We start from the raw sequence: 25,195 nt of genomic DNA, 5'->3' as shown, positions 1-25,195 counted from the left end.
TAAGTTGAAATCTAGTTGAGAAATTTATCGCTATCTATGGTTAAAAATCTATGGGTGACTCGCAGTTATTTGGCCGTTACGTTTGATTAGCTCTTATCCGGTGAGTTGAATGCCAGTAAAGGTGAGCATTTGTTTGCACTGTTGGCAGCGGTAAGTAGCCTGTTTACGCAATACTTTATTGTGGCGACGGACGGATAAAGGATATTGGCTACAGGAGCATTGGTAGGCAAAGGTTTTTCCCTGAACCGATTCGACAGACATCTTATGGGTGGTTTCAGCAGGTAAATTGAATACTTGATTCATGACTGCTTGCCACTCAGCACCATGAGGCTTTACTCGGCCATAGATAGCATAAGTGATGAGATGGGCGATTTCATGAGGTATGACTTCATTGAGAAAAGCTTGTTGATTTTCTTTGAACAACACTGGATTCAAACGTATCTCCCACAATTGTAAATACGCTTTTCCAGCAGCCTTTCCTCTCAGTCGGTAGCTGATTTCTGGCAGGTCGAACTGGCGTTTGAAGTATCGAGAAGCGATGTCTACACACTTTTTTACTTGTGACAATGCTCGGTATTGAAGTTGAAAATCGGTCAAGTCTGGCTCCAAAAAATTCCCCACTAATACCTATTTAGTCAGGTAATAGCGGGGAAATTATAACATCAAACCTCTTTTTATCATTGAGTAGTGTTTCGAGCCAAGATGATAAAAAGAAGGAGGAGACCCTATGGTTGATGTTTCTTCTTAATCGTTGCTTGGTAACCATGCCATGTGGCATATCCGAGTATCGGCATGGTAAAGAGCATGCCAATTCCGTAAGTTGCGAAGCCGATTAAAATACCGCCGCAGATAATTGCCGCCCAGACAATCATCGCTGGAATGTTGGATTTCACTGCGTTAAAGCTGCTGAAAATGGCTGTCATCACATCGACACGTCTTTCCATCATTAAAGGAATTGAAAACGCGGAGATGCTGAAAATGACACTGGCAATAATGAAGCCAATAAGAGAGCCGATGACTAAGAATGGGAGGAAGTCGGTCAGTGGTGCTCCTTGTACCGATGGATAGAGTGCGTGCAAGAGTGCAGCGATTCTCATCCAGAAAATCATCGCAACAGCCAGTGCGACCGCAAACATCCACTGTGATGTGCTATTACGCGTAATGGCTTTCATTGAATGTAATAAGCTACTTTCTTTGCCTCGTTCTCGTTGCCAAGCTGCATCATAAAGGCCAAGTGCTAGGAAAGGGCCAATTAACATGTAAACCACTAGAGCTGGCATCACGACAAGATGAGTGCCTTGCCATTGAATAAGCAGAACAATGCCAACAGCAGCAGCCATAAAGCAGAGTCCATAAAATGCGCTGATTAAAGGTAAGCGAATAAAGTCGTGTAAGCCAAGAGCAAGCCAGTGAAGAGGTGCGGAGATTTCCACTTTATTGCAAGGCAGTGTGCGAGCATATTCTTGATGACTGACTTCTTTGTCTTTTTGCTTGAAGTCAGAAGGGTCTATTGTACGAGGCATAAATCCTCCCAAAACAATATGGCAGTGAATTAAAAAATGGGTTTTTCCTAGTTTTTCTAAGAAAACGACCGAGTTCTTGTAACATTTTATTAACTATTACTTTGTTAACTATTGTAGATAAGGTAGGAAAATACAAATCGACTGATGGAAATTTAAACCGCTACTGATTTAGCTAAGCTGAAAAAGAAAAGCCCCCGCCAGATGGCGAGGGCTTGTCAGTAAAGCATTTTGAATTACTTGATGTTTGCGAAATCGCGTAGTAATTCAACTTTGTCAGTTGCTTCCCAAGGGAACTCTTCACGACCAAAGTGACCGTAAGCAGCTGTTTTCTTATAGATAGGTTGAAGTAGGTTCAACATCTCTTGCAGACCGTATGGACGTAGGTCGAAGAATTGGCGAACTGCTTCTATGATGATGTCGTGAGACACTTTTTCAGTACCGAACGTTTCAACCATGATAGATGTTGGATCTGCAACACCGATTGCGTATGAAAGTTGGATTTCACAACGATCAGCCATACCAGCTGCGACAATGTTTTTCGCTACGTAGCGCGCTGCGTATGCTGCAGAACGGTCAACTTTTGATGGATCTTTACCAGAGAATGCACCGCCGCCGTGACGAGCTGCACCGCCGTAGGTATCAACAATGATCTTACGACCAGTCAAACCACAGTCACCCATTGGGCCACCGATTACGAAACGGCCAGTTGGGTTGATGAAGAATTTAGTTTCTTTGCTCAACCATTCCGCAGGAAGTACAGGTTTGATGATCTCTTCCATCACTGCTTCACGTAGATCTGGAGTAGAGATTGAATCACAGTGTTGAGTTGAAAGAACGACTGCATCGATACCAACAATCTTACCTTGATCGTATTGGAACGTTACCTGAGATTTTGCATCTGGACGTAACCAAGGTAGCGTGCCGTTCTTACGAACTTCAGCTTGTTTTTGAACAAGTAGGTGAGAGTAAGTAATTGGTGCTGGCATCAATACGTCAGTTTCGTTTGTTGCGTAACCGAACATGATACCTTGGTCACCTGCGCCTTGATCTTTAGGATCAGCTTTATCTACACCTTGGTTGATGTCTGGAGACTGTTTACCAATGGTGTTTAGAACTGCACATGAGTTAGCATCGAAGCCCATATCTGAATGGACATAACCGATTTCACGAACAGTTTCACGCGTAAGCTCTTCAATATCAACCCATGCTGAAGTCGTGATCTCACCACCGACCATAACCATGCCGGTTTTTACGTAAGTTTCACAAGCAACACGTGCTTTAGGATCTTGTTCCAAAATGGCATCTAGGACCGCATCTGAGATTTGGTCTGCGATTTTATCCGGATGTCCCTCTGATACTGATTCAGAAGTAAACAGGTGCTTAGCCATGATAGCTCCAATATAGATAGTCAAAAAGTAGCAAAGAATGTTTCCTTACTACTTTGAAAAGTGTTCATTATGTAGGTGTTTCTACATCTAGACGGCTATTTTAGTTTTGAATGCTTAAATTACAAGCTCTTTTTTACTTTTAGATATAACCAAACGTTTGCTTGTGTTCTCTCTTTAACTTGCAATTTTATCCGTGCACATCCGACAAAATTGCTTCAACGGTCAAGTAAACGATTGCAGTGATCTAGGGGCTTTGTAACAATACCACCCATTATAGATGGGTATATTTCACTTCGCTTAAATCAATCAGGAGCTGACATGGCGTCTCGCAAACAACTGGCAAATGCAATCCGTGCTCTGAGCATGGACGGTGTTCAAAAAGCTAACTCTGGCCACCCAGGTGCCCCAATGGGTATGGCGGATATCGCTGAAGTACTTTGGCGTTCGCACCTAAACCACAACCCACAAAACCCTAACTGGGCTGACCGCGACCGTTTCATCCTTTCTAACGGTCATGGTTCGATGCTGATTTACTCACTGCTTCACCTGACTGGTTACGAGCTTTCAATCGACGACCTTAAAAACTTCCGTCAGCTTCACTCGAAAACTCCGGGTCACCCTGAGTACGGTTACGCACCGGGTGTTGAAACCACGACTGGCCCTCTAGGTCAAGGTATCACTAACGCTGTCGGTATGGCGCTGGCTGAGAAAGCGCTTGCTGCTCAGTTCAACAAAGAAGGCCATGAGATTGTTGACCACTACACGTACGCGTTCATGGGCGACGGTTGTATGATGGAAGGTATCTCGCACGAGGCATGTTCTCTTGCAGGTACTCTAGGTCTGGGCAAACTGATTGCATTCTGGGATGACAACGGTATTTCTATCGATGGTCATGTAGAAGGTTGGTTCGCTGACGATACACCAAAACGTTTTGAAGCATACGGCTGGCACGTTATTCCTGCCGTTGATGGTCACGATGCTGACGCAATCAACGCAGCGATTGAAGCGGCGAAAGCAGAAACAGGTCGTCCAACTCTAATCTGTACTAAAACAATCATCGGTTTTGGTTCACCAAACAAAGCCGGCTCTCACGACTGTCACGGAGCTCCACTAGGCGCAGATGAAATCCAAGCGGCACGTGAATTCCTAGGTTGGGAACACGCACCATTTGAAATCCCAGCAGATATCTACGCGAACTGGGATGCCAAAGAAGCAGGCGCAGCAAAAGAAGCGGCATGGGAACAAAAATTCGCAGCATACGCAGCAGCATACCCAGAGCTAGCAGCAGAATTCAAGCGTCGTGTGAACGGCGAACTTCCTGCTGAGTGGGAAGAGAAAGCGAACGCAGTGATTGCTGAGCTTCAAGCTAACCCAGCCAACATTGCATCACGTAAAGCGTCTCAAAACGCACTAGAAGCATTCGGTAAAATGCTACCTGAATTCATGGGCGGCTCGGCTGACCTTGCTCCTTCTAACCTCACCATGTGGTCTGGCTCTAAGTCAATCACACCAGAAGATGCATCAGGTAACTACATCCATTACGGTGTTCGTGAATTCGGTATGACGGCTATCATGAACGGTATCGCGCTACACGGTGGTTTCGTTCCTTACGGCGCAACCTTCCTGATGTTCATGGAGTACGCACGTAACGCACTGCGCATGGCGGCACTGATGAAAGTGCAAAACATCCAAGTGTACACGCACGACTCTATCGGTCTTGGCGAAGATGGTCCAACTCACCAACCGGTTGAGCAAACGGCTTCTCTACGTCTGACTCCAAACATGAGCACATGGCGTCCATGTGACCAAGTAGAATCAGCAGTGGCTTGGAAACTGGCTATCGAGCGTAAAGATGCGCCAACAGCGCTTATCTTCTCTCGTCAAAACCTAGCGCAGCAAGCACGTTCAGCAGAGCAAGTGGCTGACATCGCTAAAGGTGGTTACATCCTGAAAGATTGTGCAGGCAAACCTGAGCTAATCTTGATTGCAACAGGCTCTGAAGTTGAATTGGCTGTTAAAGCGGCTGAGCAACTTACCGCTGAAGGCAAACAAGTACGTGTTGTTTCAATGCCATCAACAGACGCATTCGACAAGCAAGACGCAGCTTACCGTGAAGCAGTACTTCCTGCTGACGTAACTGCACGTATCGCTATCGAAGCCGGTATTGCGGATTACTGGTACAAGTACGTTGGCCTAAACGGCAAAATCATCGGTATGACCACATTCGGTGAGTCTGCACCAGCAGACCAACTGTTCAAGATGTTCGGTTTCACTGTTGAAAACGTAGTTGAGAAAGCAAACGAACTGCTTGCTTAATCAAATACGATAAAGAATAGAAATCCCCGCCATTGTGCGCAATGTAGATCAGATAAGGATCAGTTGACCGATCCTTCTGATGAGAGACAATCGGAAACCTGTTTATAGGTTTCCGATTTTTTATGTCTATTCAAAACTATTTTGCCGACTTTCTAGAAGAGAGTCCTGTTGATGTTGCTCAGCTAGCCACTTTCTCCGAGCATATTCCTGATGAGTGGATTGCTAAAGCGGCAACACTTTCTGATAAAGCAACCGTTCGTCGACGTCGTTTACCTAGTGATATGGTACTTTGGCTTATTGTTGGAATGGCTTTCTTTCGCAATGAACCTATTGCAGAAATCGCACGACGAATGAATGTCTGTGCCGAGGGATTAGCTGATGAGGAGTTGTTAGCAAAAAGTGCTTTAACACAAGCAAGGCAACGCCTTGGTAAAGCCGCTCCAGAATGGTTGTTTAGACAATGCAGTCACACGTGGGGTCTAGAGCGTTACCCTGAGGATACTTGGCAAGGCTTACAAGTCTTCGCTGTGGATGGTGCCCTTTTTCGAACTGCTGATACACCGGAGCTACGAGAGCATTTTGGGTCAGGAAATACATCCAGCGAAAGGCAAACGCCTCATCCAGTACTCAGGGTGGTGACGATGATGAATGTTCGCTCTCATGTCATTGTAGATGCGGCTATAAGCCCATATCGTCGAGGCGAAATTCCTCTTGCTATGCCCTTTATTGACTCCTTACCTGATAACTCCGTGACCTTATTGGATAAGGGTTTTTATGGTGCAGACTTACTTCTTTCTCTGCAAAATAGGGGCACTAACAGGCATTGGTTGTTACCTGCAAAGAAAGGAGTGAAATACACCCTTCTGGACGATGAAGAGAGTGACGACATGCTCGTTGAGATGAAGGTATCCCCACAGGCGCGTAAGAAAAATCCAGACTTGCCTGAAGCATGGCAAGTTAGGGCTGTGACCTACGAAGTGCAAGGGAAGTCCAAAACAGTATTTACCTCGCTCCCGAGAGAGGAGTATGACACTCAGTCAGTCGCAGAACTCTACCATGAAAGATGGGAAATCGAATTAGGTTATCGTGATATAAAAAGTTCAATGCAACACAATGCGTTAGTGCTGAGGAGTAAGACTGTCGAACTTGTCTATCAAGAGTTATGGGGGCTGCTGCTTGGCTATAACTTGGTGAGACGAGAAGCCAGTCAAGCGGCAGTAGAGCATGGTCGAATGCCCAATGAAATTAGCTTTAAGTACGCTTGTCAGTTCATTGCGAGTCAACTAAAAGTGATGAGCAAAGCAGTATCTTTAGGTAATACGCCGAAGCGTCTAAAAAGTCTGCGAGGGGACTTGTCTATCCTATTTATAGATAAACGCCCTAAGCCTAATCGACCTAGGGCGGTAAAAATATCAAAGACCCGATATCCTGTTAATCGCAAGGCAGCTCCGCTTAAGTGAACTACGTTGCGCCATTGTGCGGGGATTTTTTTAATGTGAAATAAATGGTTGGATCATCTCTGTTAAGGGTGCGCTTTACGCTGTCATCGGTTAATATCTGTGCCACGAAATTTTAGTCGGTTGATGGTACGGATGTTAAGAGTCGCAATAAATGGATTCGGGCGAATAGGGCGTAACGTTTTACGCGCTGTTTACGAAAGTGGCAAAGCTCAGCAGATAAAAGTTGTTGCTGTAAATGAGTTGGCTCAGCCTGAGGCTATGGCGCATTTGCTACAGTACGACACCAGTCATGGTCGTTTCGGTAAAAAGATTTCTCACGACCAAGAACACTTATATGTTCATCATGATAATGGTGAGTTTGACAGTGTCCGAATTCTTCACTCTCCAGATATCCATCTATTGCCTTGGCGAGATCTTGAAGTCGATATCGTTTTAGATTGCACAGGCGTTTATGGTTCTAAAGCCGATGGTGAAGAACACATTGCTGCTGGAGCCAAAAAGGTACTGTTTTCTCATCCGGGTTCGGCGGATCTTGATAACACTGTTATTTATGGTGTAAACCACGAAACGCTGACTGCTGATCATCATATTGTTTCTAATGGTTCTTGTACCACTAACTGTATTGTGCCAATCATAAAAGTGCTGGATGAAGCCTTTGGTATTGAATCGGGCACGATTACAACGATTCATTCTTCAATGAATGACCAGCAAGTGATCGATGCTTACCACAGTGATTTACGCCGTACCCGCTCTGCAAGTCAATCTATTATCCCTGTTGATACAAAATTACATAAAGGGATTGAAAGAATATTTCCGAAATTTTCTAACAAATTTGAGGCGATTTCGGTACGAGTTCCAACAGTAAATGTTACTGCGATGGATTTGAGTGTCACTATTAACGCAAATGTGAAAGTTAATGACGTAAATCAAACCATGATAGAGGCATCTCAGTGTACATTACACGGCATTGTTGACTATACTGAATCACCACTCGTATCCATCGATTTTAATCACGATCCACACAGTGCGATTGTAGATGGCAGCCAAACTCGAGTGAGTAACGGGAATCTAGTGAAGATGCTCGTTTGGTGTGATAACGAGTGGGGATTTGCTAACCGAATGCTTGATACCGCGTTAGCAATGCAGGCTGCAAAGTAGTTACTCTTTGGTGGCTAAATTATTTATTTTATAACTTGAAATAAATATCTAGTGCCCCATATTAGTATGCAGTTTATGATTTTACAGGCTCGGCAGGATAGCCGGGCTTACAGAAACTTTTCTTTTTAATATTTGAGAGGACAAACCATGTCTGTAATCAAGATGACTGACCTGGATTTAGCAGGTAAACGTGTATTTATCCGTGCTGACCTAAACGTACCTGTGAAAGATGGCAAAGTGACATCTGATGCACGTATTCTAGCTTCACTACCAACTATCAAACACTGTATTGAAGCTGGCGCTAAAGTAATGGTGACTTCTCACCTAGGTCGTCCAACTGAAGGCGAATATGCTGAAGAGTTCTCTCTACTACCAGTAGTTAACTACCTAAAAGATGCACTAGAGTGCGAAGTGAAACTTGCTAAAGATTACCTAGATGGCCTAGAGCTAAACGCTGGTGAGCTTGTTGTTCTTGAAAACGTTCGCTTTAACAAAGGCGAGAAGAAAAACGAAGAAGAACTATCTAAGAAATACGCTGCGCTATGTGACATTTTCGTAATGGACGCATTCGGTACAGCACACCGTGCTCAAGCTTCAACTCACGGTGTTGGTATGCACGCACCTGTAGCTTGTGCTGGTCCTCTTCTTGCTGCTGAGCTTGAAGCACTAGGTAAAGCAATGGACAAACCAGAACGTCCACTTGTTGCTATCGTTGGTGGTTCTAAAGTTTCTACTAAACTAACAGTTCTAGAATCTCTTTCTAAAATTGCTGACCAACTTGTTGTTGGTGGTGGCATCGCGAACACATTCATCGCAGCTGCTGGTCACAACGTAGGTAAGTCTCTATACGAAGCAGACCTTATCGAAACAGCTCAAAAACTAATGAAAGAGTGTTCAATCCCAGTTGCTACTGACGTTGCATGTGCGAAAGCATTCGACGAAAACGCAGAAGCTGAAATCAAGAACGTTGCTGATGTTCAAGATGACGACATGATCTTCGACCTAGGTCCAGATTCAACTGCGGCTCTTGCTGAAATCATTGGCAATGCTAAAACTATCCTTTGGAACGGCCCTGTAGGTGTATTCGAGTTCAAGAACTTCGAAGCAGGTACTAAAGGCATTTCAGAAGCTATCGCTAAATCTGCAGGTTTCTCTGTAGCAGGCGGTGGTGACACGCTAGCAGCTATCGACAAGTTCGGTATCAAAGCTGACGTTTCTTACATCTCAACTGGTGGTGGTGCTTTCCTTGAATTCGTTGAAGGTAAAGTACTTCCTGCAGTAGCGATGCTAGAAGAGCGCGCGAAAGCTTAATCATCATGATTTATTAATAAAGCGGAAATTAGTTTTCCGCTTTATTGTTTGCTGCGCAACTAGCTTGGTTCTGTTAAACTTCAAGTGTTGTGAGCAGACGTATGAAAGAATTCAAACTCACCGTTTTTATTTATTAAAACGACAGAAAATAGGATCAAATCCATGTCTAAGATCTTCGATTTCGTAAAACCTGGTGTTATCTCTGGTGATGACGTACAAAAAGTATTTCAAGTAGCTAAAGAGAACGGCTTCGCTCTTCCAGCAGTTAACTGTGTGAACACAGATTCTGTGAACGGCGTACTAGAAGCGGCTTCTAAAGTTAAAGCTCCTGTTATCGTTCAATTTTCTAACGGTGGCGCTGCTTTCTTTGCAGGTAAAGGCGTTAAACTAGAAGGTCAAGGTGCACAAATTCTTGGCGCTGTAGCTGGTGCAAAATACGTTCACGCTGTTGCTGAGTCTTACGGTGTTCCTGTAATTCTTCACACTGACCACGCTGCTAAGAAACTACTACCTTGGATCGACGGCCTACTAGATGCTGGTGAAGAGTTCTTCGCACAAAGTGGTAAGCCACTATTCTCTTCTCACATGCTAGACCTTTCTGAAGAGTCTCTAGAAGAGAACGTTGAAACATGTGCTAAGTACCTAGAGCGCATGGCTAAAATGAACATGACAATCGAGATCGAACTTGGTTGTACTGGTGGTGAAGAAGATGGCGTTGATAACTCAGATATGGACCAATCTGAGCTATACACTTCTCCTGAAGATGTTGCTTACGCATATGAGAAACTAAACGCTGTTAGCCACCGTTTCACTATCGCAGCTTCTTTCGGTAACGTGCACGGCGTTTACAAGCCAGGTAACGTTGTTCTTACTCCAACTATCCTACGTGACTCTCAAGCTTACGTTTCTGAGAAATTCGGTCTTCCAGCGAACTCTCTAAACTTCGTATTCCACGGTGGTTCTGGTTCTACTGAAGCAGAAATCAAAGAGTCTATCTCTTACGGTGTTATCAAAATGAACATCGATACAGATACACAGTGGGCAACTTGGGACGGTATCCGTCAATACGAAGCAGACAACCACGATTACCTACAAGGTCAAATTGGTAACCCAACTGGTGAAGATGCTCCGAACAAGAAATACTACGATCCACGAGTATGGCTACGCGCTGGTCAAGCTTCTATGGTTAAGCGTCTTGAGCAAGCATTTGCTGACCTTAACGCAGTAGACGTACTGTAATCTAAATTTTTAGATGATTTGCCAAGCCCGCTCAGATGAGCGGGCTTTTTTCTTGGTAAAGAGACAGAAAAGCTATTTTATTCAAAGCACTGGCACAATGTGAATTTATTGCTTAATCTGATACAGGATCTAAATAGATGGGATAACCTTTTGCTTTGTTGTTTGCAAAAAGCTGACTTTGCAAGAAGTTATACGTCATATCATATAAATCCCACAGTGAGTGAAAAGTAGCAGTGCAGATTTGTAATGCCAGACAAGCTCAGTGAGTAAAATAATCGGTTATAAAATATTAAGAGTCTTAGAGGGTAAGAAAGTATGGCTGGTGAATCTTTGGATATAGAAGCGCCAATTACTGATGGATTGAATAAAATGAGTGATTGGCTTAGCAGTAATTCAGATTTATTAATTCAATACGGGGTGAACATTGTTTCGGCAATTCTTATCCTGATTATTGGTAATATCATTGTTAAAGCGGTAGCGGGTAGCGTTGCTAAAGTTCTGCATAAGAAAGAGATGGATAAAGCGGTAGTTGAGTTTATCCATGGTCTTGTTCGCTATGTTCTATTCGTTATTGTTCTAATTGCTGCTTTAGGCCGAGTAGGCGTTGAAACTGCTTCTGTAGTAGCAGTAATCGGTGCGGCTGGTTTAGCTATCGGTTTAGCTCTGCAAGGTTCGCTTTCTAACTTTGCCGCGGGTGTGTTGATTGTTGGATTCCGTCCATTTAAATCAGGTGATTATGTCGAAGTTGCAGGGGTAGCTGGTTCGGTTGAAGCGATTCAGATTTTCCAAACTATTCTAAAAACACCAGACAACAAAATGGTTGTTGTTCCAAATGGTGCAATCATCGGTGGTTCAATTACCAACTATTCCCGTCACGCTACTCGTCGTGTAGATTTAGTTATCGGTGTTTCTTATAAAGCTGATCTTAAGTTAACTAAAAAAGTAATTCGTGAAACGTTAGAGAAAGACTCACGTATTCTGAAAGATCCAGACATCACAATTGGTGTATTGGCACTAGCGGATTCTTCAGTGAATTTTGTCGTACGTCCATGGTGTAAAACAGAAGATTATTGGGGTGTTTACTTCGATTCAATGCAAGCAATTAAAGAAGCGTTGGATGCGAACGGTATTGAAATCCCATTCCCACAAATGGATGTTCATCTCAACAAAGTCGATTAATATCGATGATGAATCTAAAAACGGAGGCAATAGCCTCCGTTTTTTATGTCCATATTTTTCACATGGACTTTTCACATAGATTGCTACTTTCTTTAGTTGAACCACTGAGTATAAAGACTTTTGGCTAAAGCAAAGGCGATGATAAACATCATGCTTGCTACGATTAAGTCGATGGTTTTCTTTGTCTTAGGTTTGGATAGTACCGGTGCTAACTTGGCTGCTCCGATGGATAATCCATAGAACCAAACAAAAGAAGCGGTCATAGTTCCCAAAGCAAATGCAAGGCGATCGCTTCCTTCAAATTGTCCGCCAATTGAGCCAAGAATAACCACTGTATCTAAATAAAGATGTGGGTTTAATACCGTAACCGCAAGTGCACCTAATATAACCGCCCGTCGCCCTCGAGCCAGTTTTTGAGGTTGGCTTTCCTGTTCGTCAGAACTTTGAAGAGCAGCTCGAAATGAAAGCCAGCCATAAAAAGTCAGAAATGCGATTCCCCCAAGAGTAACAACGGTCAGTAGCGTCTCATTTTGAGAAAGCAGTGCACCACCGCCAAAAATACCTAAAGAAATAAAGAACACATCCATCACGCTGCAAATTGTTGCGGTAGTAAGATGATGGTTTCTTTTAATACCTTGGTTTAGAACATAAGCATTTTGTGCCCCAATGGGGATAATCATTGTCGCACCCAGGCTAAATCCCTGTAGCAATATCCAAAAATTCATAGTCGTTTCTTTAAGGTTTAAGTTAATAAATGTTGCATGAAAAATACGGTATAGATTGATAGAAATAAAACTAATAATATTAATGCGTCATTAGAGGTACTTATGGTGAGATTGTGCGTGGATTAGATTATCGATGGCTTGAAGCTCTAGATCAGATTATCTTGCAAAGAAGTTTTGAGAAAGCTGCTGCCGTATTATGCGTCTCGCAATCAGCGGTCTCACAAAGAATTAAGCAGCTAGAAAAATGGCTTGCTCAGCCTGTACTTGTAAGAGAGAACCCGCCAAGAGTGACACCTGCAGGGCAGAAGTTACTTGGGCTCTATCGTCAGGTTTGTGTTTTAGAGCAGGATATTTTGCCAGATCTAAGCAACGATTTCGGTGAAAAGCCCATTTCGATTTCAATCGCAACTAACGCGGACAGTCTGGCCACATGGCTATTGCCTGCTATTGCGGAGGCAATGAAACAAAGTAATTTGGAAATTCATCTGGTTGTCGATGATGAACGTAGAACACTGGATAAACTTAAGAACGGAGAAGTGATTGGTGCGATCAGCCAGTCACCTAGAACTTTGCCGGGTTGTAACGCAGTTCTGCTCGGTGATATGCCTTACTTGTGTGTCGCATCACCCGATTTTTATTGTCGCTATTTCCCTCAGGGAGTCAGCATACAAACTTTACAAACGGCACCAGCGGTTGCGTTCGACAGGCAAGACTTCATCAATGAACGCTTTGTTTACGATCATTTTGGTTTTGAAATGGTCAGTGAAGTTAAACACACAGTGGGTAGCTCTGAAGCTTGTGTAAAAGCAGCAGTAGCGGGATTCGGTTATTGCATGATTCCGAAGATCCAAATAGCAGAAGAACTGGCAAAAGGGTTACTCATGGATATCACGCCGGGGATGTATATAGATCAGAAACTTTACTGGCATCATTGGCAGCTAGAAACAGGCAGTTTGAAGAAATGTTCACAGGCTTTGGTTGAGTATGCGAGAAAAAACTTGCCACAGTGAGCATGTCAGAATTGTGTAATTTACATACACTGACGCTGGGACTGAAATATTTTTCATCTATTATTGAGCAATAGGTTTTGAATTAGGGGAATGAAATGAAAGCACTTTCTGTAATAGTTCTAGCGGTATTGAGTATGTTTTCAATGGCTGCACAAGCTCAGGAATTCGACTTTCCGCATGTGGCGACGTCTGGTTATGGTGAAGTTATCGCGACGCCAGATATGGCAGAGTTTTCGGTTAAAGTCGTCGAAATCACAATGAATGCGGAACAAGCGAAAGAGAGTGTCGATAACATAGTCACTTCGTTTATCAAGCGTCTTACTCAAGCAGGTGTCAAAGAGTCTCAAATAACCAGTTCAAACCTCTACTTAACTCCGCAATATCATTATCCAAAAACCGGTAAGCCTGAACTAGTAGGTTATCGTGCCATCAGAAATGTCTCTGTTGAAGTCGATGATTTATCTAAGTTGAACGAGTATTTGGATATCGCCCTAGAAGAGAAAATTAATCAAGTCGACGATATTCAATTAAAAGTCCGTGATGAAGACAAATATCAGCAACAAGCGCGTATGGCTGCAATTAAAGATGCTCAACAGAAAGCACAGTCTTTAGCTGAGGGATTTGGGCGTAAATTAGATGGTGTTTGGCGTATCGACTACAATGCTCCGATGAGAAAAGCGGTACTAACTCGAGCTGCGACATTTAGTGAAGAGTCAGCGGTAAGCAACAGCTACCAAGATTCCACATTGATCATCCGAGATAATGTGAACGTTATCTATAAGCTTGATTGAATAGTAACTTGTTGATAATTATCGTAATAGTATGCGGCGTTCCTAACGTTTTTTATTACGTGTGCTTTTATTTCAGCGCTACTTTTTTATTCAGATTAGCTTCAATGGTGATATAATGCGCGCCTTTGCTTTTGTTGCTAATTGTCAGTCTGGGTTATGAGATATTCTAAAATCATTGTCGCTTTTCTCATAGCCTGTGCCCTTATCACAGCAGGTATCGTCACTTTCTACTCTTATCGATACGATCAAGTTCAAGATACGAGCAATCACCGTTCTATACGTGAAGCGATTAATCAACTCTCATACAGTGAGCAGGAATACCGCAATTTAAGAGATCAGGTCTTTTCGACTATCTCTCTTTTAAGTCACGGACGCAGCGCTTACAACTATGTAGAGTCTCCAAACTTAGTTACTCGTAATCAGCTTCAAATGGCATTGGCGTCAACGGCTAATGGTCAAAAATGGTTTGATGGTATTGGTTTTATTGATGTGAAAGGTGTAGATACTGTCCATGTCGATTACCTGCCAAGTATTCACCGGACCAAAGCGTTAGACGATGTAGTAGACATTTCTCAAACCTCATTTTTTCAATATGCACAATCACTGGCTGAAGATGAAGTTGGGGTATGGGCGGAAGAACTGGCAAGTGATCCGGATACTTTTACCAAACCATACACACCAACGATATTAGTCATATCTCCAGTTTCTGTCCTTGGCGCTCGAAAAGGATATATCGTAATTTCAGTCGATATGTCGATGATGGTTGATAAGCTCAATTACTCCCCGAAAAATGACTTAACGCCAGCTATCGTCGGTAGCAATGGATATATGGTAACAGGAAAGAACATGTTGCCTTTCTATGGTGATATGACTAATCAATACCATGGATTTGACCTCGCTACCTTCTTCCCTAAAACTTGGGAAGTGATGCAAGCACAAGCATCAGATCACAACTATCTGATGGAAGATATGAATCTTATTGTCTTTAAGCCTATCGATAAGTTTTTTGGTCAGAACATTCATCTGGTTATTCGTTTTACTCCTAAGCAACTCTATGATCGAGCGCGACATGAGCTGAATGATATAGTCAAAGAGGGCTTCTTCGTCTTCATGATCATGTTGGTTTTTGCTTTGCCAACGGTTTCTATGTCACTGCATTATTATCACCGTAATATCGAAAGTAAGCTTGCTCGAGCTGCGTTAGATGGTATGACTGCGGTGATGATTTCAGACAAGTCTCATCAAGTGATCATGGTGAACAGAGAGTTTGAAACCATGATTGGCTTATCCAGTAAAGAGGTTCGCGGTCACAATGCTCTTAAAACTTTACTCAGCCACAATGGCATGGAGTTCATTCTGAATGTACTTGAACAAGTTGATCAAAATAATCTTTGGGAGGGTGAAGTCGAGTGTGTCACACCAGAAGGCCAGTTGCTGACAACCATCATGCGAATTCAGGCAATCATTGAAGCAGGGAAAGTTAGTTACTACATCACATCTATAGTCGATATTTCCGAGCGAAAAGAGCTGGAGAACAGACTCAGAGAATTGAGTGAGAAAGATTCACTCACTCATCTCTGGAACCGCCGAAAATTTGAAAGAGAGTTAACGTTACAGACTCAACTTGTAGAACGATACCCAGATGATTATTCGGTCTGCTTGTGCTTAATTGATATTGACTACTTTAAGCGTGTCAATGATGAGCAGGGACATGATCAGGGTGACAAAGTGATCGTAAAAGTCTCAGATGTTCTCTCGGAAAAACTTAGAGTGACAGATTTTCTTGCTCGTATCGGCGGAGAAGAGTTTGCAGTGATCATGCCTCACACTTCAACTCCAGAGGCGCAGTTGGTTGTTGAACGTTTAAGACAAGCCATTGAGTTAGACGAAAGTCTAACTATCACCATAAGTGCCGGTATTTCTGACCTTTCTCAAGACAGCACTCGCTCTTATAAATGTGCGGATATTGCTCTCTATGAGTCTAAAACTCTTGGTAGAAATCAAGTTTCTCTCTGTCTGACGACAGATGAGGTTGCTTGATGTCACGTTTTTATTACGAATCGACTAAAGTCTAATTTAATTTTTTACTTGAGCTAAACTGTACAATAAGTAAACTGTTGTTTTTTTAATCAGTAGTGATCCGGTTTTCCTATTTATGGTTTTTACTCAGCTCGGCTCAGTAAAAAGAAGGAAGCTAAAACACTCTGGCAACATGAGGCAGGGTATGGTTAATCATTTTCTAGTGAGGCTGACAATTAGCGCTTTATTGGTGCTGGGAATAAAATTAAGCGCGCTTTATTTTCTTCCAATGGTGTTACTACTTAACACCCACCATAAAGAGTTTTTTGGCTGGTAGACCTTTACGAATAACGATAAAAAATAATTAAAAAAGCCGGAGCAGATGCTCCGGCTTTTTAGTATCAAATTTGGGTTCTAATTAAAGAACATGTACAGATGCAGTGTTAGTAGTACCTGAAGCAACGAGTGCACCAGAAACCATAACAATGATATCGCCTTTCTTGCCTAGGCCAGAAGATAGCGCAATTTCTTTACCTTGACGGTAGAAGTCATCAGTACTTTCGTAAGCATCAACAACCACTGGAGTAACACCTTTAGAAAGAACAAGCTGTGCAGCAGTCTTAGCGTTAGTTGTTACAGCAATGATGTTCGCTGTTGGGAAGTATTTACGAACTGAACGAGCAGATTTACCAGCTTCAGTTGCAACAACAATAAGTGGAGCAGCTAGTTTCTCAGCAGTATCTACAGCGCCTTTACATACCGCTTCAGTGATACGTAGACGTGGGCTGTCTAGACGAGAACCTAGTTCAGCTTTAAGTACAGAGTCAGTACGTTTAGCGATTTGCGCCATGATAGTTACCGCTTCAACAGGGTATTTACCTTTTGCTGTTTCGCCAGAAAGCATTACTGCGTCAGTACCGTCCATGATTGCGTTCGCAACGTCACCCGCTTCTGCACGAGTTGGACGAGGGTTTTTGATCATAGAATCAAGCATTTGAGTTGCAGTGATTACAACTTTACGTGCACGGTTACATTTCTCGATCATCATCTTCTGAGCGAAGATTACTTCTTCAGCTGGAATTTCAACACCTAGGTCGCCACGTGCAACCATGATGCCGTCAGATAGCTCAAGGATCTCATCAAAATTGTCCACACCTTCTTGGTTTTCAATTTTAGAGATGATTTGGATGTTTTCGCCGCCGTTTGCAGCAAGAACTTCTCGGATTTCTTTTACATCAGAAGCTTTACGGATGAAAGAGGCTGCTACGAAGTCAACGCCTTGCTCACAACCAAACTTAAGGTCGCCTTTATCTTTTTCAGATAGAGCTGGTAGGTTTACCGAAACGCCAGGTAGGTTAACACCTTTGTTTTCGCCTAGTGCGCCGTTGTTTAGAACTTTACAGATAACGTCAGTATCAGTTGTAGAAACAACTTCCATCTCGATTAGACCGTCATCAACAAGGATAGTGTTACCTGCACTTAGGTCTTTTGCGAAACCTGCGTAAGTTACTGCTACTTTGTCTTTGTTACCAACTACAGAAGTATCAGTTGTAAAAGTGAACTCTTGACCAGCAACTAGATCAACATCATCACCGTTTTCTAGTTTGATAGTACGGATTTCTGGACCTTTAGTATCCAAAAGGATTGCTAGTTGTTTACCAGTGTTTTCCATAACTTTACGGAAGTTAGCGATACGAGTACCGTGCTCTACGAAGTCTCCGTGAGAAAAGTTAAGGCGCATTACGTTCATGCCTGCATTAACAAGTTCTGTTAATTTTTCTACAGATTCAGTTTTAGGGCCAATCGTACATACGATTTTGGTCTTTTTCATGGAAGAGTCTCTCCGGTGAATATTATCAATTTGAAAGTTAATATATAGCTTAAGAATGGCCTCGATGGCGGCAAATTTATCTCTTCGTTACCACATTTCTTTCTCGAGTACAGCTCACTCCAAAACTGAAAGTCTTACAACAGGTTTAGTCATTTTATGACTACCTGTTGAGGGCGTATTATCATTTTAATGTGATCTATGTCACCATGATTGGTGAAAATTACAAAAGTATCACACACCATTCTGTAATTTTTTTCTTTAGGGTGCGAATTCTAACACCTAATCATTACAATATCACTGCTTAAGAATTGTCTTAGGACAAGGTTTTAGCCAGAAATATTAATTTTTTAGATCGAAATAAATAGACACAAAAGTTTCGTTTTGAATATAATAACTTTCGTTTCGTAACTTGCTCTTGTGGATGTCATGTCAAAACGTAATACTCAGCTAAGAAGGCACACGATTGTTAACCTAGTTAACCAATTAGGTGAAGTCAGTGTTGAAGAGTTATCTACTCAGTTTGAAACTTCAGAAGTCACTATTAGAAAGGATTTGGCATCATTAGAACAGAATGGCCTACTACTACGTCGTTATGGTGGCGCGATTGCTTTGCCTAAAGAAGTGGTGAATGACGAACTGAGCTCAAAAGTTTCAGTTCGAAAGGAAGCGTTAGCAAAAGCCGCTGCAAAACTGATTCGAGACCATAACCGTATTGTTATTGATAGCGGAAGTACAACCGCAGCACTGATTAACCAGCTTAATGATAAGCATGGGTTAATTGTCATGACCAACTCATTGAATGTCGCGAATGCGCTAAATGAGCTCGAAAGTGAACCCACACTGCTAATGACTGGTGGCACTTGGGATACACATTCTGAGTCATTCCAAGGCAAAGTGGCTGAATCCGTTCTTCGTTCCTATGATTTTGATCAGTTGTTCATCGGTGCGGATGGCGTCGATCTCGAACGTGGTACTTCGACATTTAATGAATTGGTCGGTTTGAGCAAGGTCATGGCTGAAGTGTCCAGAGAAGTAGTTGTTATGGTCGAGTCCGACAAAGTCGGCAGAAAGATCCCGAACTTAGAACTGCCATGGGACGACATTGACGTTCTGGTAACCGATAAAGGGTTGTCTGACGAACTGGTTGCAAAAATAGAATCTCATCAGGTTCGAGTGATTCGAGCCTAGACTGGGTCATTAAGACCCGAAAAATTTTAAATCCGCCTCTACTTTAAGGCTTTGCTTGCAGCCGTAGAGTGCACTAGATAAAAAAGAAATTGGAGTAATAACATGTGTGGAATTGTTGGCGCTGTTGCGCAGCGTGATGTAGCTGAAATTCTGGTTGAAGGTTTACGTCGTCTTGAATATCGCGGCTACGACTCAGCAGGTGTTGCGGTTGTTGATGCACAGAGCAACCTGACGCGCATTCGTCGCCTAGGCAAGGTTCAGGAGTTGGCTGATGCTGTGAACTCTGAACAAGTGGTTGGTGGTACAGGTATCGCTCATACTCGTTGGGCAACCCACGGTGTTCCTTCTGAAGTGAATGCTCACCCACATGTTTCTGGTGATATTGCTGTTGTTCACAACGGTATTATCGAAAACCACGAAGAGCTTCGTACTTTGCTTCAAGAGCGTGGTTACGTATTCGTTTCTCAAACTGATACAGAAGTTATTGCTCACCTTGTGGAATGGGAACTTCGTACTTCAGAAACACTTTTAGAAGCACTACAAAAAACAGCAGCTCAATTAGAAGGTGCATACGGTACTGTAGCGCTTGATCGCAAAGATCCTAGTCGTATCGTTGTTGCTCGTTCTGGTAGCCCGATTGTTATTGGTTTAGGTATCGGTGAAAACTTCCTGGCTTCTGACCAACTTGCGCTTCTAAGTGTAACGCGTCGCTTCATGTTCCTTGAAGAAGGTGATGTGGCTGAAATTACTCGTCGTGACGTCACTATTTACGATCAAGCGGGCAAGCTGGTTGAGCGTGAAGTGATTGAATCAAACATCGAACACGATGCAGGTGATAAAGGTGAATACCGTCACTTCATGCAAAAAGAGATCTTCGAGCAACCAATGGCGCTGAAAAGCACGATGGAAGGCCGAACCACACATAACTCCGTGATCACAGAAAGCATTGGTGTGAATGCGGTTGAGATTCTTAAGAAGGTTGAACATGTTCAAATCATCGCGTGTGGTACGTCGTACAACTCTGGTATGGCGGCACGTTACTGGTTTGAAGATATCGCTGGCGTTAGTTGTGACGTAGAGATCGCTTCTGAGTTCCGTTACCGTAACTTTGTGACTCGTCCAAACAGCTTGCTAATTACGCTTTCTCAATCAGGTGAAACGGCAGACACACTAGCTGCGCTGCGTATTGCTAAAGAGAAAGGCTACATGGCAGCGATGACAATCTGTAACGTATCTGGCTCTTCGCTAGTTCGTGAATCTGACATTGCATTCATGACTCGCGCAGGAACTGAAATTGGTGTGGCTTCAACCAAAGCATTTACCACTCAACTTGCAGCAATGTTGATGCTTGTTACCGCGATTGGTAAAGAACAAGGCCGCGTTGATGCTGCTAAAGAAGCAGAAATTGTTGAAGCGATTCATGCTCTTCCAGTTCAAATCGAAAGTGCATTAGCATTTGATAAGCAGATTGAAGCTCTAGCGGAAGATTTTGCTGATAAGCACCACACACTGTTCCTAGGTCGCGGTGAATACTACCCAATCGCTATGGAAGCGGCGCTGAAGCTAAAAGAGATCTCTTACATTCATGCTGAAGCTTATGCGGCGGGTGAATTAAAACACGGTCCATTGGCTTTGATTGACGCAGATATGCCTGTTGTGGTTATCGCGCCAAACAATGATTTGCTTGAAAAACTAAAATCAAACGTTGAAGAAGTACGCGCTCGTGGTGGTCTGCTATATGTATTTGCAGATGAGAAAGCAGGCTTTGAAGCGGACGATACTTTGAAAATCATCCCAATGCCGCACGTCAGCGAAATCACAGCGCCAATTTTCTACACAGTGCCAATGCAGCTACTTTCTTACCACGTAGCACTGATTAAAGGTACTGACGTTGACCAACCTCGTAACCTAGCTAAAGCGGTGACGGTTGAATAACGACTTGATGACAAGTTTAACAGTAATCTGATAGAAACTTAGTGATAGCTGATTTCTAGAGTTTGTGGCCGAGGTCAAGCGTATTTTGACTTCGGCCATTTTTGATCTGTTTAGAATTTATTGTAGAGAACACAAAACAAACTTACTCCTCTATTAGGCGGAAAGAAGTAAGGAGGGACTCATCGAAGAGATATTAATAAGTAGCCTAGAACCATCAATATCAGCTTTAGTATTCAGCTATCAGCACACAAACCTATCTTCCCCATTTAAAGTTAACCAACCAGATTTTTTATAATTATTATATAAATCAATAACTAGATGATTATGGCTATAGTTATTATTAAAACAACTCTTATTATGAAAATGATTCTCATTTATTTTCTGGCGTGGTAAGGTGAGCGCAATATAGGCAACAATTAACTTACTCTTTTACTCATGTACCAACTTGTCGATACGTCTTTCCAAATCGATGGTAAGACAATTCTTTTTCCTACCAACCTCACTTTTTCGTCGGGAAAGGTGACAACGCTTCTTGGTCATAACGGGTGTGGTAAATCAACGTTGGTGAAACTTCTTAGTCGACAAAATCCACCAACTAGCGGACAAGTTTTATTTAATCAACAACCAGTCTCGTCATTTTCAAACTTAGAATTTTCTCATCAGGTTGCGTATCTTCCTCAGCATCCACCGTTAACGGATGGAGTGACAGTGCGAGAGCTGGTTTGTTTCGGCCGTTATCCTTGGAAAGGCGCATTTGGACGTTATGGAAAAGAAGATTATGAAATTGTAGATCAGGCGATTGAGAAAGTGGGATTAACCCCGTTTGTCGATCGTTTTGTTGCAACTTTGTCTGGAGGTGAAAGGCAAAGGGCTTGGGTTGCGATGTTACTAGCGCAGCAAACCCAGTGTATTTTGCTTGATGAACCAACTTCGGCTCTCGACGTCGCTCATCAACATGAGTTGTTGGCTTTGATTCGAGAGCTTAATCAAACCTTGGGATTAACCGTGATCATGGTACTGCATGATGTGAACATGGCGGCGAAGTTTAGCGATCACCTCATCGCACTCCATTCCGGAAAAATTATTGCTTCAGGATCCCCTCAAGAGCTCATGACTCCTGACACATTAATGAAAATATACGGTATGGAATTAGCGATCTTTGATAATCCGAGCACCGGAAACCCAATCAGTTATATTCCGTAAACAAAAAGGAACCCGCTGTGAAAAAACTCATATTAATGCTTACGACAGCATTAACATTCAATAGCTACGCTTTCGACGTTACACATGAAATGGGGACGGCCTCTTTTGCAACAACACCCAACAAAGTTGTTGCGTTAGATTGGGCATTGACTGAAACCGTATTAAGTTTAGGCGTTGAACTTGAAGGGGTTGCAGATACTGATGGCTATCAGGAATGGGTGGTGAAGCCCAGTTTAAACTCTGATGCGATAAATGTCGGTTCACGCCGCGAACCGAACTTAGAGTTGCTAACAGAGATTAAGCCTGACGTTATCTTAATTAGTAAACACATGGCTGCCGCTTATGAGCAACTGAACAAGATTGCGCCCGTCCTCGTTTACAGTGTTTACAGTGAAGAGAAGCAACCTATAGAGTCAGCAAAATCTATTACGACCTCTTTGGGTAAGCTGTTTGGCAAAGAGCAGCAAGCTCAACAAGTCATAGCAGAGACAATAGAGCGTTTAGAAAACAACGGCAAAAAGATCGCTTCGGCTGGTAAAGCTGATAAACCGCTTCTGTTTGCTCGCTTTATTAACGACAAAACACTTCGTATCCATAGCCAAGGTTCGTTGGCACAAGATACGATTCAAGCGATGGGATTAAAAAATGATTGGCAAGAGCAAACGAATCTTTGGGGATTTACCACCGCAGGAACAGAGAAGTTAGCGGAACATCAAAAGTCTAACGTAATGATTTTCGGCCCTTTAAAAGAAGAACAACGTAATCAGCTCATGCAATCTCCTCTTTGGCAAGCGATGGAATTTACCCGCACCAACTCGGTTTATGAACTCCCTGCGATTTGGACGTTTGGTGGTCTGATCGCAGCACAAAGATTTAGTGATCACATTACTGAGCAACTTATCCAGCATTAATGAATACCACCTTAAAGATCGCGAACCCGGCCAACGGTCGATTAAATATCAAAGCAGCAACCTTGTTAAGCGTTGCTGCTTTAATCATTGGAACTCTTATCCAAGTGACAGCCCCTTATTCACAAGGAATAGGGCTCATCTTGGATACGATTTTCCATTTTGACTCAGAAAACTATCAGCACTTAATCACTTATTTCACCTATTTACCAAGGTTGTCGGTTGCGATTATTTGTGGCTTTGCACTCGCTGTTGCAGGTTGTGTGATGCAGTTTGTGCTGCGTAATCCCATTGCTTCCCCGACAACATTAGGTGTTGCAGCAGGGGCAGAGCTTGGTATGGTGCTCGGTCTTCTGCTCATTCCCGCTCACTTTGTGATTCCGGCATTTATTCCCGCTTTTGTGGGGGCTGTCTATCGACGCTTTTGGTCTTCGCGCTCAGTTCTGTAAGAGGATTTTCGCCCCTGCATATGGTATTAGCCGGTATGGTGGTCAGTCTGTTCTTGGGTTCATTAAACACAATGTTGCTCATGCTGCATGAACAGCGATTAACCAGTATTTTTGTGTGGGGTGCAGGGGCACTCAACCAAAATGATTGGTCGAGTACGCAAGTATTGTTGCCTTTAGTTTTTCTGCCAGTGCTGTTGCTTTTGATTCTACAACGTCCGCTGTCCGCGCTGCAGTTTGGTGATGATGTTGCTACTTCCTTGGGTATCAATATCAAACAGATCAAGTTGATGTGCTTATCGTTAGCGATATTTATTACAGCGTCAGTGGTTAGTGAAGTAGGGTTGATAGGTTTTGTTGGCATCGTTGCACCTGCTATTGCGAGAATGCTTGGCGTCAGAGAACTTGCCAAGCAGATTATGGTTAGCGGCGGGATAGGAAGCTTAATCTTGCTTACCGTCGATTTAGTCAGTCAGCCTTTGTCGGGTGTGGGTGGTGAGCTTGTACCTACTGGTGCAATGACAGCATTGATTGGTGCGCCATTTTTATTGTGGTTACTGCAACGTACTAAGCTTCAATCCGATCTTAAGGCTCGCAGTGAAAGCATAGTGAATTACAAGTTAGTTGAGACGCGAAATACGTTGCTTACGTTGACGTGTGCGGTGATCTTGGTTTCTTTTTTCGCTGTTGTCATTGGTAAGAACCAGTTCGGTTGGAGTTTTGGGTTTAATCAATCACTGTTTGAACTGCGCGCTCCCCGAGTTCTGGTGGCTTTGATTGCTGGTATTGGATTAGCCTTTGCCGGCACGATTATTCAACGTATATCTCAGAACCCAATGGCAAGTCCGGAAGTGTTAGGAATTAGTTCTGGTGCTGCGCTAACCCTTGTTTTAGGCTCTTTGCTTGGTGTTGCTGCCACTCGAGAACAGCAAATATTGCTGGGTACTTTAGGTGCAGTATCGGTGACCGCTATTGTTTGGTTGATGGGCCGTAAGCACAACTTCGCGCCTACGCAAACACTATTGACTGGTATTGCATTGAGCGCGGGCTTAGATGCGCTACTCAGAATTACGATGAGTTCCGGTCATGATAATGCTGCCGCTCTGTTGACTTGGTTGTCGGGCTCTACTTACTTAGTTTCTCATAACGATGTTCTTCTATTAGCTATTGGTGTGGCTTTTATCGGAATCATTGCATTATCACTTAATCGTTGGATTGATCTTATTGGTCTGGGTGAAGTCACTGTTAGTAGCTTAGGGATCAACGCAATGGTTGTGCGGCTAGTGCTGTTGCTTTTGGTCGCGGCTTTAACAACTTTATGTACCATAGTGATTGGGCCATTGAGTTTTATTGGCTTATTAGCACCGCATATGGCGCGTTCACTTCACCATTTCCGAGCGATACCCCAAATGCTTACTGCTGCATTGCTTGGTGGAATCATTATGGTTTTAGCCGATTGGATCGGACGAGTGGTTTGGTTTCCTTGGCAGTTCCCGGCTGGTTTACTTGCATCCTTGATTGGTGGTGGGTACTTCCTCTATCTCATGCGACGTTAACAAAATAAT

At 43.1% G+C, this 25,195-nt stretch carries 18 protein-coding genes and 1 pseudogene; 14 read left to right on the top strand and 5 right to left on the bottom strand.

The genetic code is table 11. From position 1 onward, the window contains the following. Positions 1–93: 93 nt before the first annotated feature. The 3 genes from P4S58_RS13100 to metK form a co-directional block, all read right to left on the bottom strand. The gene (locus P4S58_RS13100) at positions 94–597 is read right to left on the bottom strand and encodes a SprT family zinc-dependent metalloprotease (protein ID WP_102969722.1); all 504 of its coding nucleotides are present in this window, start codon (positions 595–597) and stop codon (positions 94–96) included. Positions 598–725: 128 nt separating this feature from the next. Beyond that, on the bottom strand, positions 726–1,523 hold the full coding sequence (locus P4S58_RS13095) for a DUF2189 domain-containing protein (protein WP_102969723.1): 798 nt from the start codon (positions 1,521–1,523) through the stop codon (positions 726–728). Positions 1,524–1,756: 233 nt separating this feature from the next. Next, on the bottom strand, positions 1,757–2,911 hold the full coding sequence (gene metK / locus P4S58_RS13090) for a methionine adenosyltransferase (RefSeq protein ID WP_102967001.1): 1,155 nt from the start codon (positions 2,909–2,911) through the stop codon (positions 1,757–1,759). A gap of 318 nt (positions 2,912–3,229) precedes the next feature. On the opposite strand from metK, the gene tkt reads away from it, so the two are divergent. The 6 genes from tkt (at position 3,230) to mscS (ending at position 11,574) form a co-directional block, all read left to right on the top strand. Beyond that, positions 3,230–5,227: a transketolase gene (gene tkt / locus P4S58_RS13085; RefSeq protein ID WP_337164228.1), complete on the top strand. Its 1,998-nt coding sequence runs from the start codon at positions 3,230–3,232 to the stop codon at positions 5,225–5,227. A gap of 122 nt (positions 5,228–5,349) precedes the next feature. Beyond that, on the top strand, positions 5,350–6,687 hold the full coding sequence (locus P4S58_RS13080) for an IS4 family transposase (protein WP_337164227.1): 1,338 nt from the start codon (positions 5,350–5,352) through the stop codon (positions 6,685–6,687). Positions 6,688–6,819: 132 nt separating this feature from the next. After that, positions 6,820–7,845: an erythrose-4-phosphate dehydrogenase gene (gene epd / locus P4S58_RS13075; RefSeq protein ID WP_337164225.1), complete on the top strand. Its 1,026-nt coding sequence runs from the start codon at positions 6,820–6,822 to the stop codon at positions 7,843–7,845. A 147-nt stretch (positions 7,846–7,992) separates the two neighbouring features. Continuing rightward, positions 7,993–9,156, top strand: coding sequence for a phosphoglycerate kinase (locus P4S58_RS13070; RefSeq protein WP_102942942.1), 1,164 nt, complete (start codon positions 7,993–7,995; stop codon positions 9,154–9,156). 162 nt (positions 9,157–9,318) lie between these two features. After that, a complete protein-coding gene (fbaA, locus tag P4S58_RS13065; protein WP_337164223.1) occupies positions 9,319–10,395 on the top strand; it encodes a class II fructose-bisphosphate aldolase in 1,077 nt (358 codons plus the stop codon). 315 nt (positions 10,396–10,710) lie between these two features. After that, on the top strand, positions 10,711–11,574 hold the full coding sequence (gene mscS / locus P4S58_RS13060) for a small-conductance mechanosensitive channel MscS (RefSeq protein ID WP_102955376.1): 864 nt from the start codon (positions 10,711–10,713) through the stop codon (positions 11,572–11,574). Between the two features lie 92 nt (positions 11,575–11,666). Here mscS and P4S58_RS13055 read toward each other — a convergent pair whose 3' ends face one another. Further along, complete coding sequence (locus tag P4S58_RS13055; protein ID WP_337164220.1) at positions 11,667–12,299, bottom strand: LysE/ArgO family amino acid transporter; 633 nt, start codon at positions 12,297–12,299, stop codon at positions 11,667–11,669. Positions 12,300–12,412: 113 nt separating this feature from the next. Between P4S58_RS13055 and P4S58_RS13050 the strand changes: the two genes are divergently transcribed. From P4S58_RS13050 to P4S58_RS13040, 3 genes are all read left to right on the top strand, one after another. After that, a complete protein-coding gene (locus P4S58_RS13050) occupies positions 12,413–13,309 on the top strand; it encodes a LysR family transcriptional regulator ArgP (protein ID WP_337164219.1) in 897 nt (298 codons plus the stop codon). A gap of 95 nt (positions 13,310–13,404) precedes the next feature. After that, positions 13,405–14,100 carry an oxidative stress defense protein gene (locus P4S58_RS13045; RefSeq protein WP_042480706.1) on the top strand — a complete coding sequence of 232 codons (696 nt, stop codon included), beginning with the start codon at positions 13,405–13,407 and terminating at the stop codon, positions 14,098–14,100. Positions 14,101–14,256: 156 nt separating this feature from the next. Further along, positions 14,257–16,140 (top strand): sensor domain-containing diguanylate cyclase, encoded by a 1,884-nt coding sequence (locus P4S58_RS13040; RefSeq protein ID WP_337164218.1) that lies wholly within the window; start codon positions 14,257–14,259, stop codon positions 16,138–16,140. A gap of 397 nt (positions 16,141–16,537) precedes the next feature. Here the strand turns inward: P4S58_RS13040 and pykF are convergent, their stop codons facing one another. Further along, positions 16,538–17,950: a pyruvate kinase PykF gene (gene pykF / locus P4S58_RS13035; protein ID WP_042480699.1), complete on the bottom strand. Its 1,413-nt coding sequence runs from the start codon at positions 17,948–17,950 to the stop codon at positions 16,538–16,540. Positions 17,951–18,376: 426 nt separating this feature from the next. On the opposite strand from pykF, the gene P4S58_RS13030 reads away from it, so the two are divergent. The 5 genes and pseudogenes from P4S58_RS13030 to fhuB all read left to right on the top strand — a co-directional run bounded on the left by P4S58_RS13030 (position 18,377) and on the right by fhuB (position 25,186). Beyond that, positions 18,377–19,138: a DeoR/GlpR family DNA-binding transcription regulator gene (locus tag P4S58_RS13030; RefSeq protein WP_102987532.1), complete on the top strand. Its 762-nt coding sequence runs from the start codon at positions 18,377–18,379 to the stop codon at positions 19,136–19,138. Positions 19,139–19,240: 102 nt separating this feature from the next. Then, a complete protein-coding gene (gene glmS, locus P4S58_RS13025; RefSeq protein WP_102987531.1) occupies positions 19,241–21,073 on the top strand; it encodes a glutamine--fructose-6-phosphate transaminase (isomerizing) in 1,833 nt (610 codons plus the stop codon). 435 nt (positions 21,074–21,508) lie between these two features. Continuing rightward, positions 21,509–22,276 carry an ABC transporter ATP-binding protein gene (locus P4S58_RS13020; protein WP_102967094.1) on the top strand — a complete coding sequence of 256 codons (768 nt, stop codon included), beginning with the start codon at positions 21,509–21,511 and terminating at the stop codon, positions 22,274–22,276. Between the two features lie 17 nt (positions 22,277–22,293). After that, positions 22,294–23,187 (top strand): iron-siderophore ABC transporter substrate-binding protein, encoded by an 894-nt coding sequence (locus P4S58_RS13015; RefSeq protein ID WP_042480684.1) that lies wholly within the window; start codon positions 22,294–22,296, stop codon positions 23,185–23,187. Beyond that, a pseudogene (gene fhuB / locus P4S58_RS13010) lies at positions 23,187–25,186 on the top strand (Fe(3+)-hydroxamate ABC transporter permease FhuB). The gene P4S58_RS13015 and the pseudogene fhuB overlap by 1 nt, the downstream one beginning before the upstream one ends. Positions 25,187–25,195 lie beyond the last annotated feature (9 nt).

Source organism: Vibrio sp. Hal054, from assembly GCF_037162405.1.
Taxonomy (GTDB): Bacteria; Pseudomonadota; Gammaproteobacteria; order Enterobacterales; family Vibrionaceae; genus Vibrio; species Vibrio diazotrophicus.
This window is presented reverse-complemented; position numbering and strand designations above follow the sequence as displayed.

Excerpts from the sequence above, each read along its gene's own strand:
- P4S58_RS13095 (WP_102969723.1), bottom strand. The coding sequence starts at position 1,523 with ATGCCTCGTACAATAGACCCTTCTGACTTCAAGCAAAAAGACAAAGAA.
- metK (WP_102967001.1), bottom strand. The coding sequence starts at position 2,911 with ATGGCTAAGCACCTGTTTACTTCTGAATCAGTATCAGAGGGACATCCG.
- tkt (WP_337164228.1), top strand. The coding sequence starts at position 3,230 with ATGGCGTCTCGCAAACAACTGGCAAATGCAATCCGTGCTCTGAGCATG.
- P4S58_RS13080 (WP_337164227.1), top strand. The coding sequence starts at position 5,350 with ATGTCTATTCAAAACTATTTTGCCGACTTTCTAGAAGAGAGTCCTGTT.
- epd (WP_337164225.1), top strand. The coding sequence starts at position 6,820 with ATGTTAAGAGTCGCAATAAATGGATTCGGGCGAATAGGGCGTAACGTT.
- P4S58_RS13070 (WP_102942942.1), top strand. The coding sequence starts at position 7,993 with ATGTCTGTAATCAAGATGACTGACCTGGATTTAGCAGGTAAACGTGTA.
- fbaA (WP_337164223.1), top strand. The coding sequence starts at position 9,319 with ATGTCTAAGATCTTCGATTTCGTAAAACCTGGTGTTATCTCTGGTGAT.
- mscS (WP_102955376.1), top strand. The coding sequence starts at position 10,711 with ATGGCTGGTGAATCTTTGGATATAGAAGCGCCAATTACTGATGGATTG.
- P4S58_RS13055 (WP_337164220.1), bottom strand. The coding sequence starts at position 12,299 with ATGAATTTTTGGATATTGCTACAGGGATTTAGCCTGGGTGCGACAATG.
- P4S58_RS13045 (WP_042480706.1), top strand. The coding sequence starts at position 13,405 with ATGAAAGCACTTTCTGTAATAGTTCTAGCGGTATTGAGTATGTTTTCA.
- P4S58_RS13040 (WP_337164218.1), top strand. The coding sequence starts at position 14,257 with ATGAGATATTCTAAAATCATTGTCGCTTTTCTCATAGCCTGTGCCCTT.
- pykF (WP_042480699.1), bottom strand. The coding sequence starts at position 17,950 with ATGAAAAAGACCAAAATCGTATGTACGATTGGCCCTAAAACTGAATCT.
- P4S58_RS13030 (WP_102987532.1), top strand. The coding sequence starts at position 18,377 with ATGTCAAAACGTAATACTCAGCTAAGAAGGCACACGATTGTTAACCTA.
- glmS (WP_102987531.1), top strand. The coding sequence starts at position 19,241 with ATGTGTGGAATTGTTGGCGCTGTTGCGCAGCGTGATGTAGCTGAAATT.
- P4S58_RS13020 (WP_102967094.1), top strand. The coding sequence starts at position 21,509 with ATGTACCAACTTGTCGATACGTCTTTCCAAATCGATGGTAAGACAATT.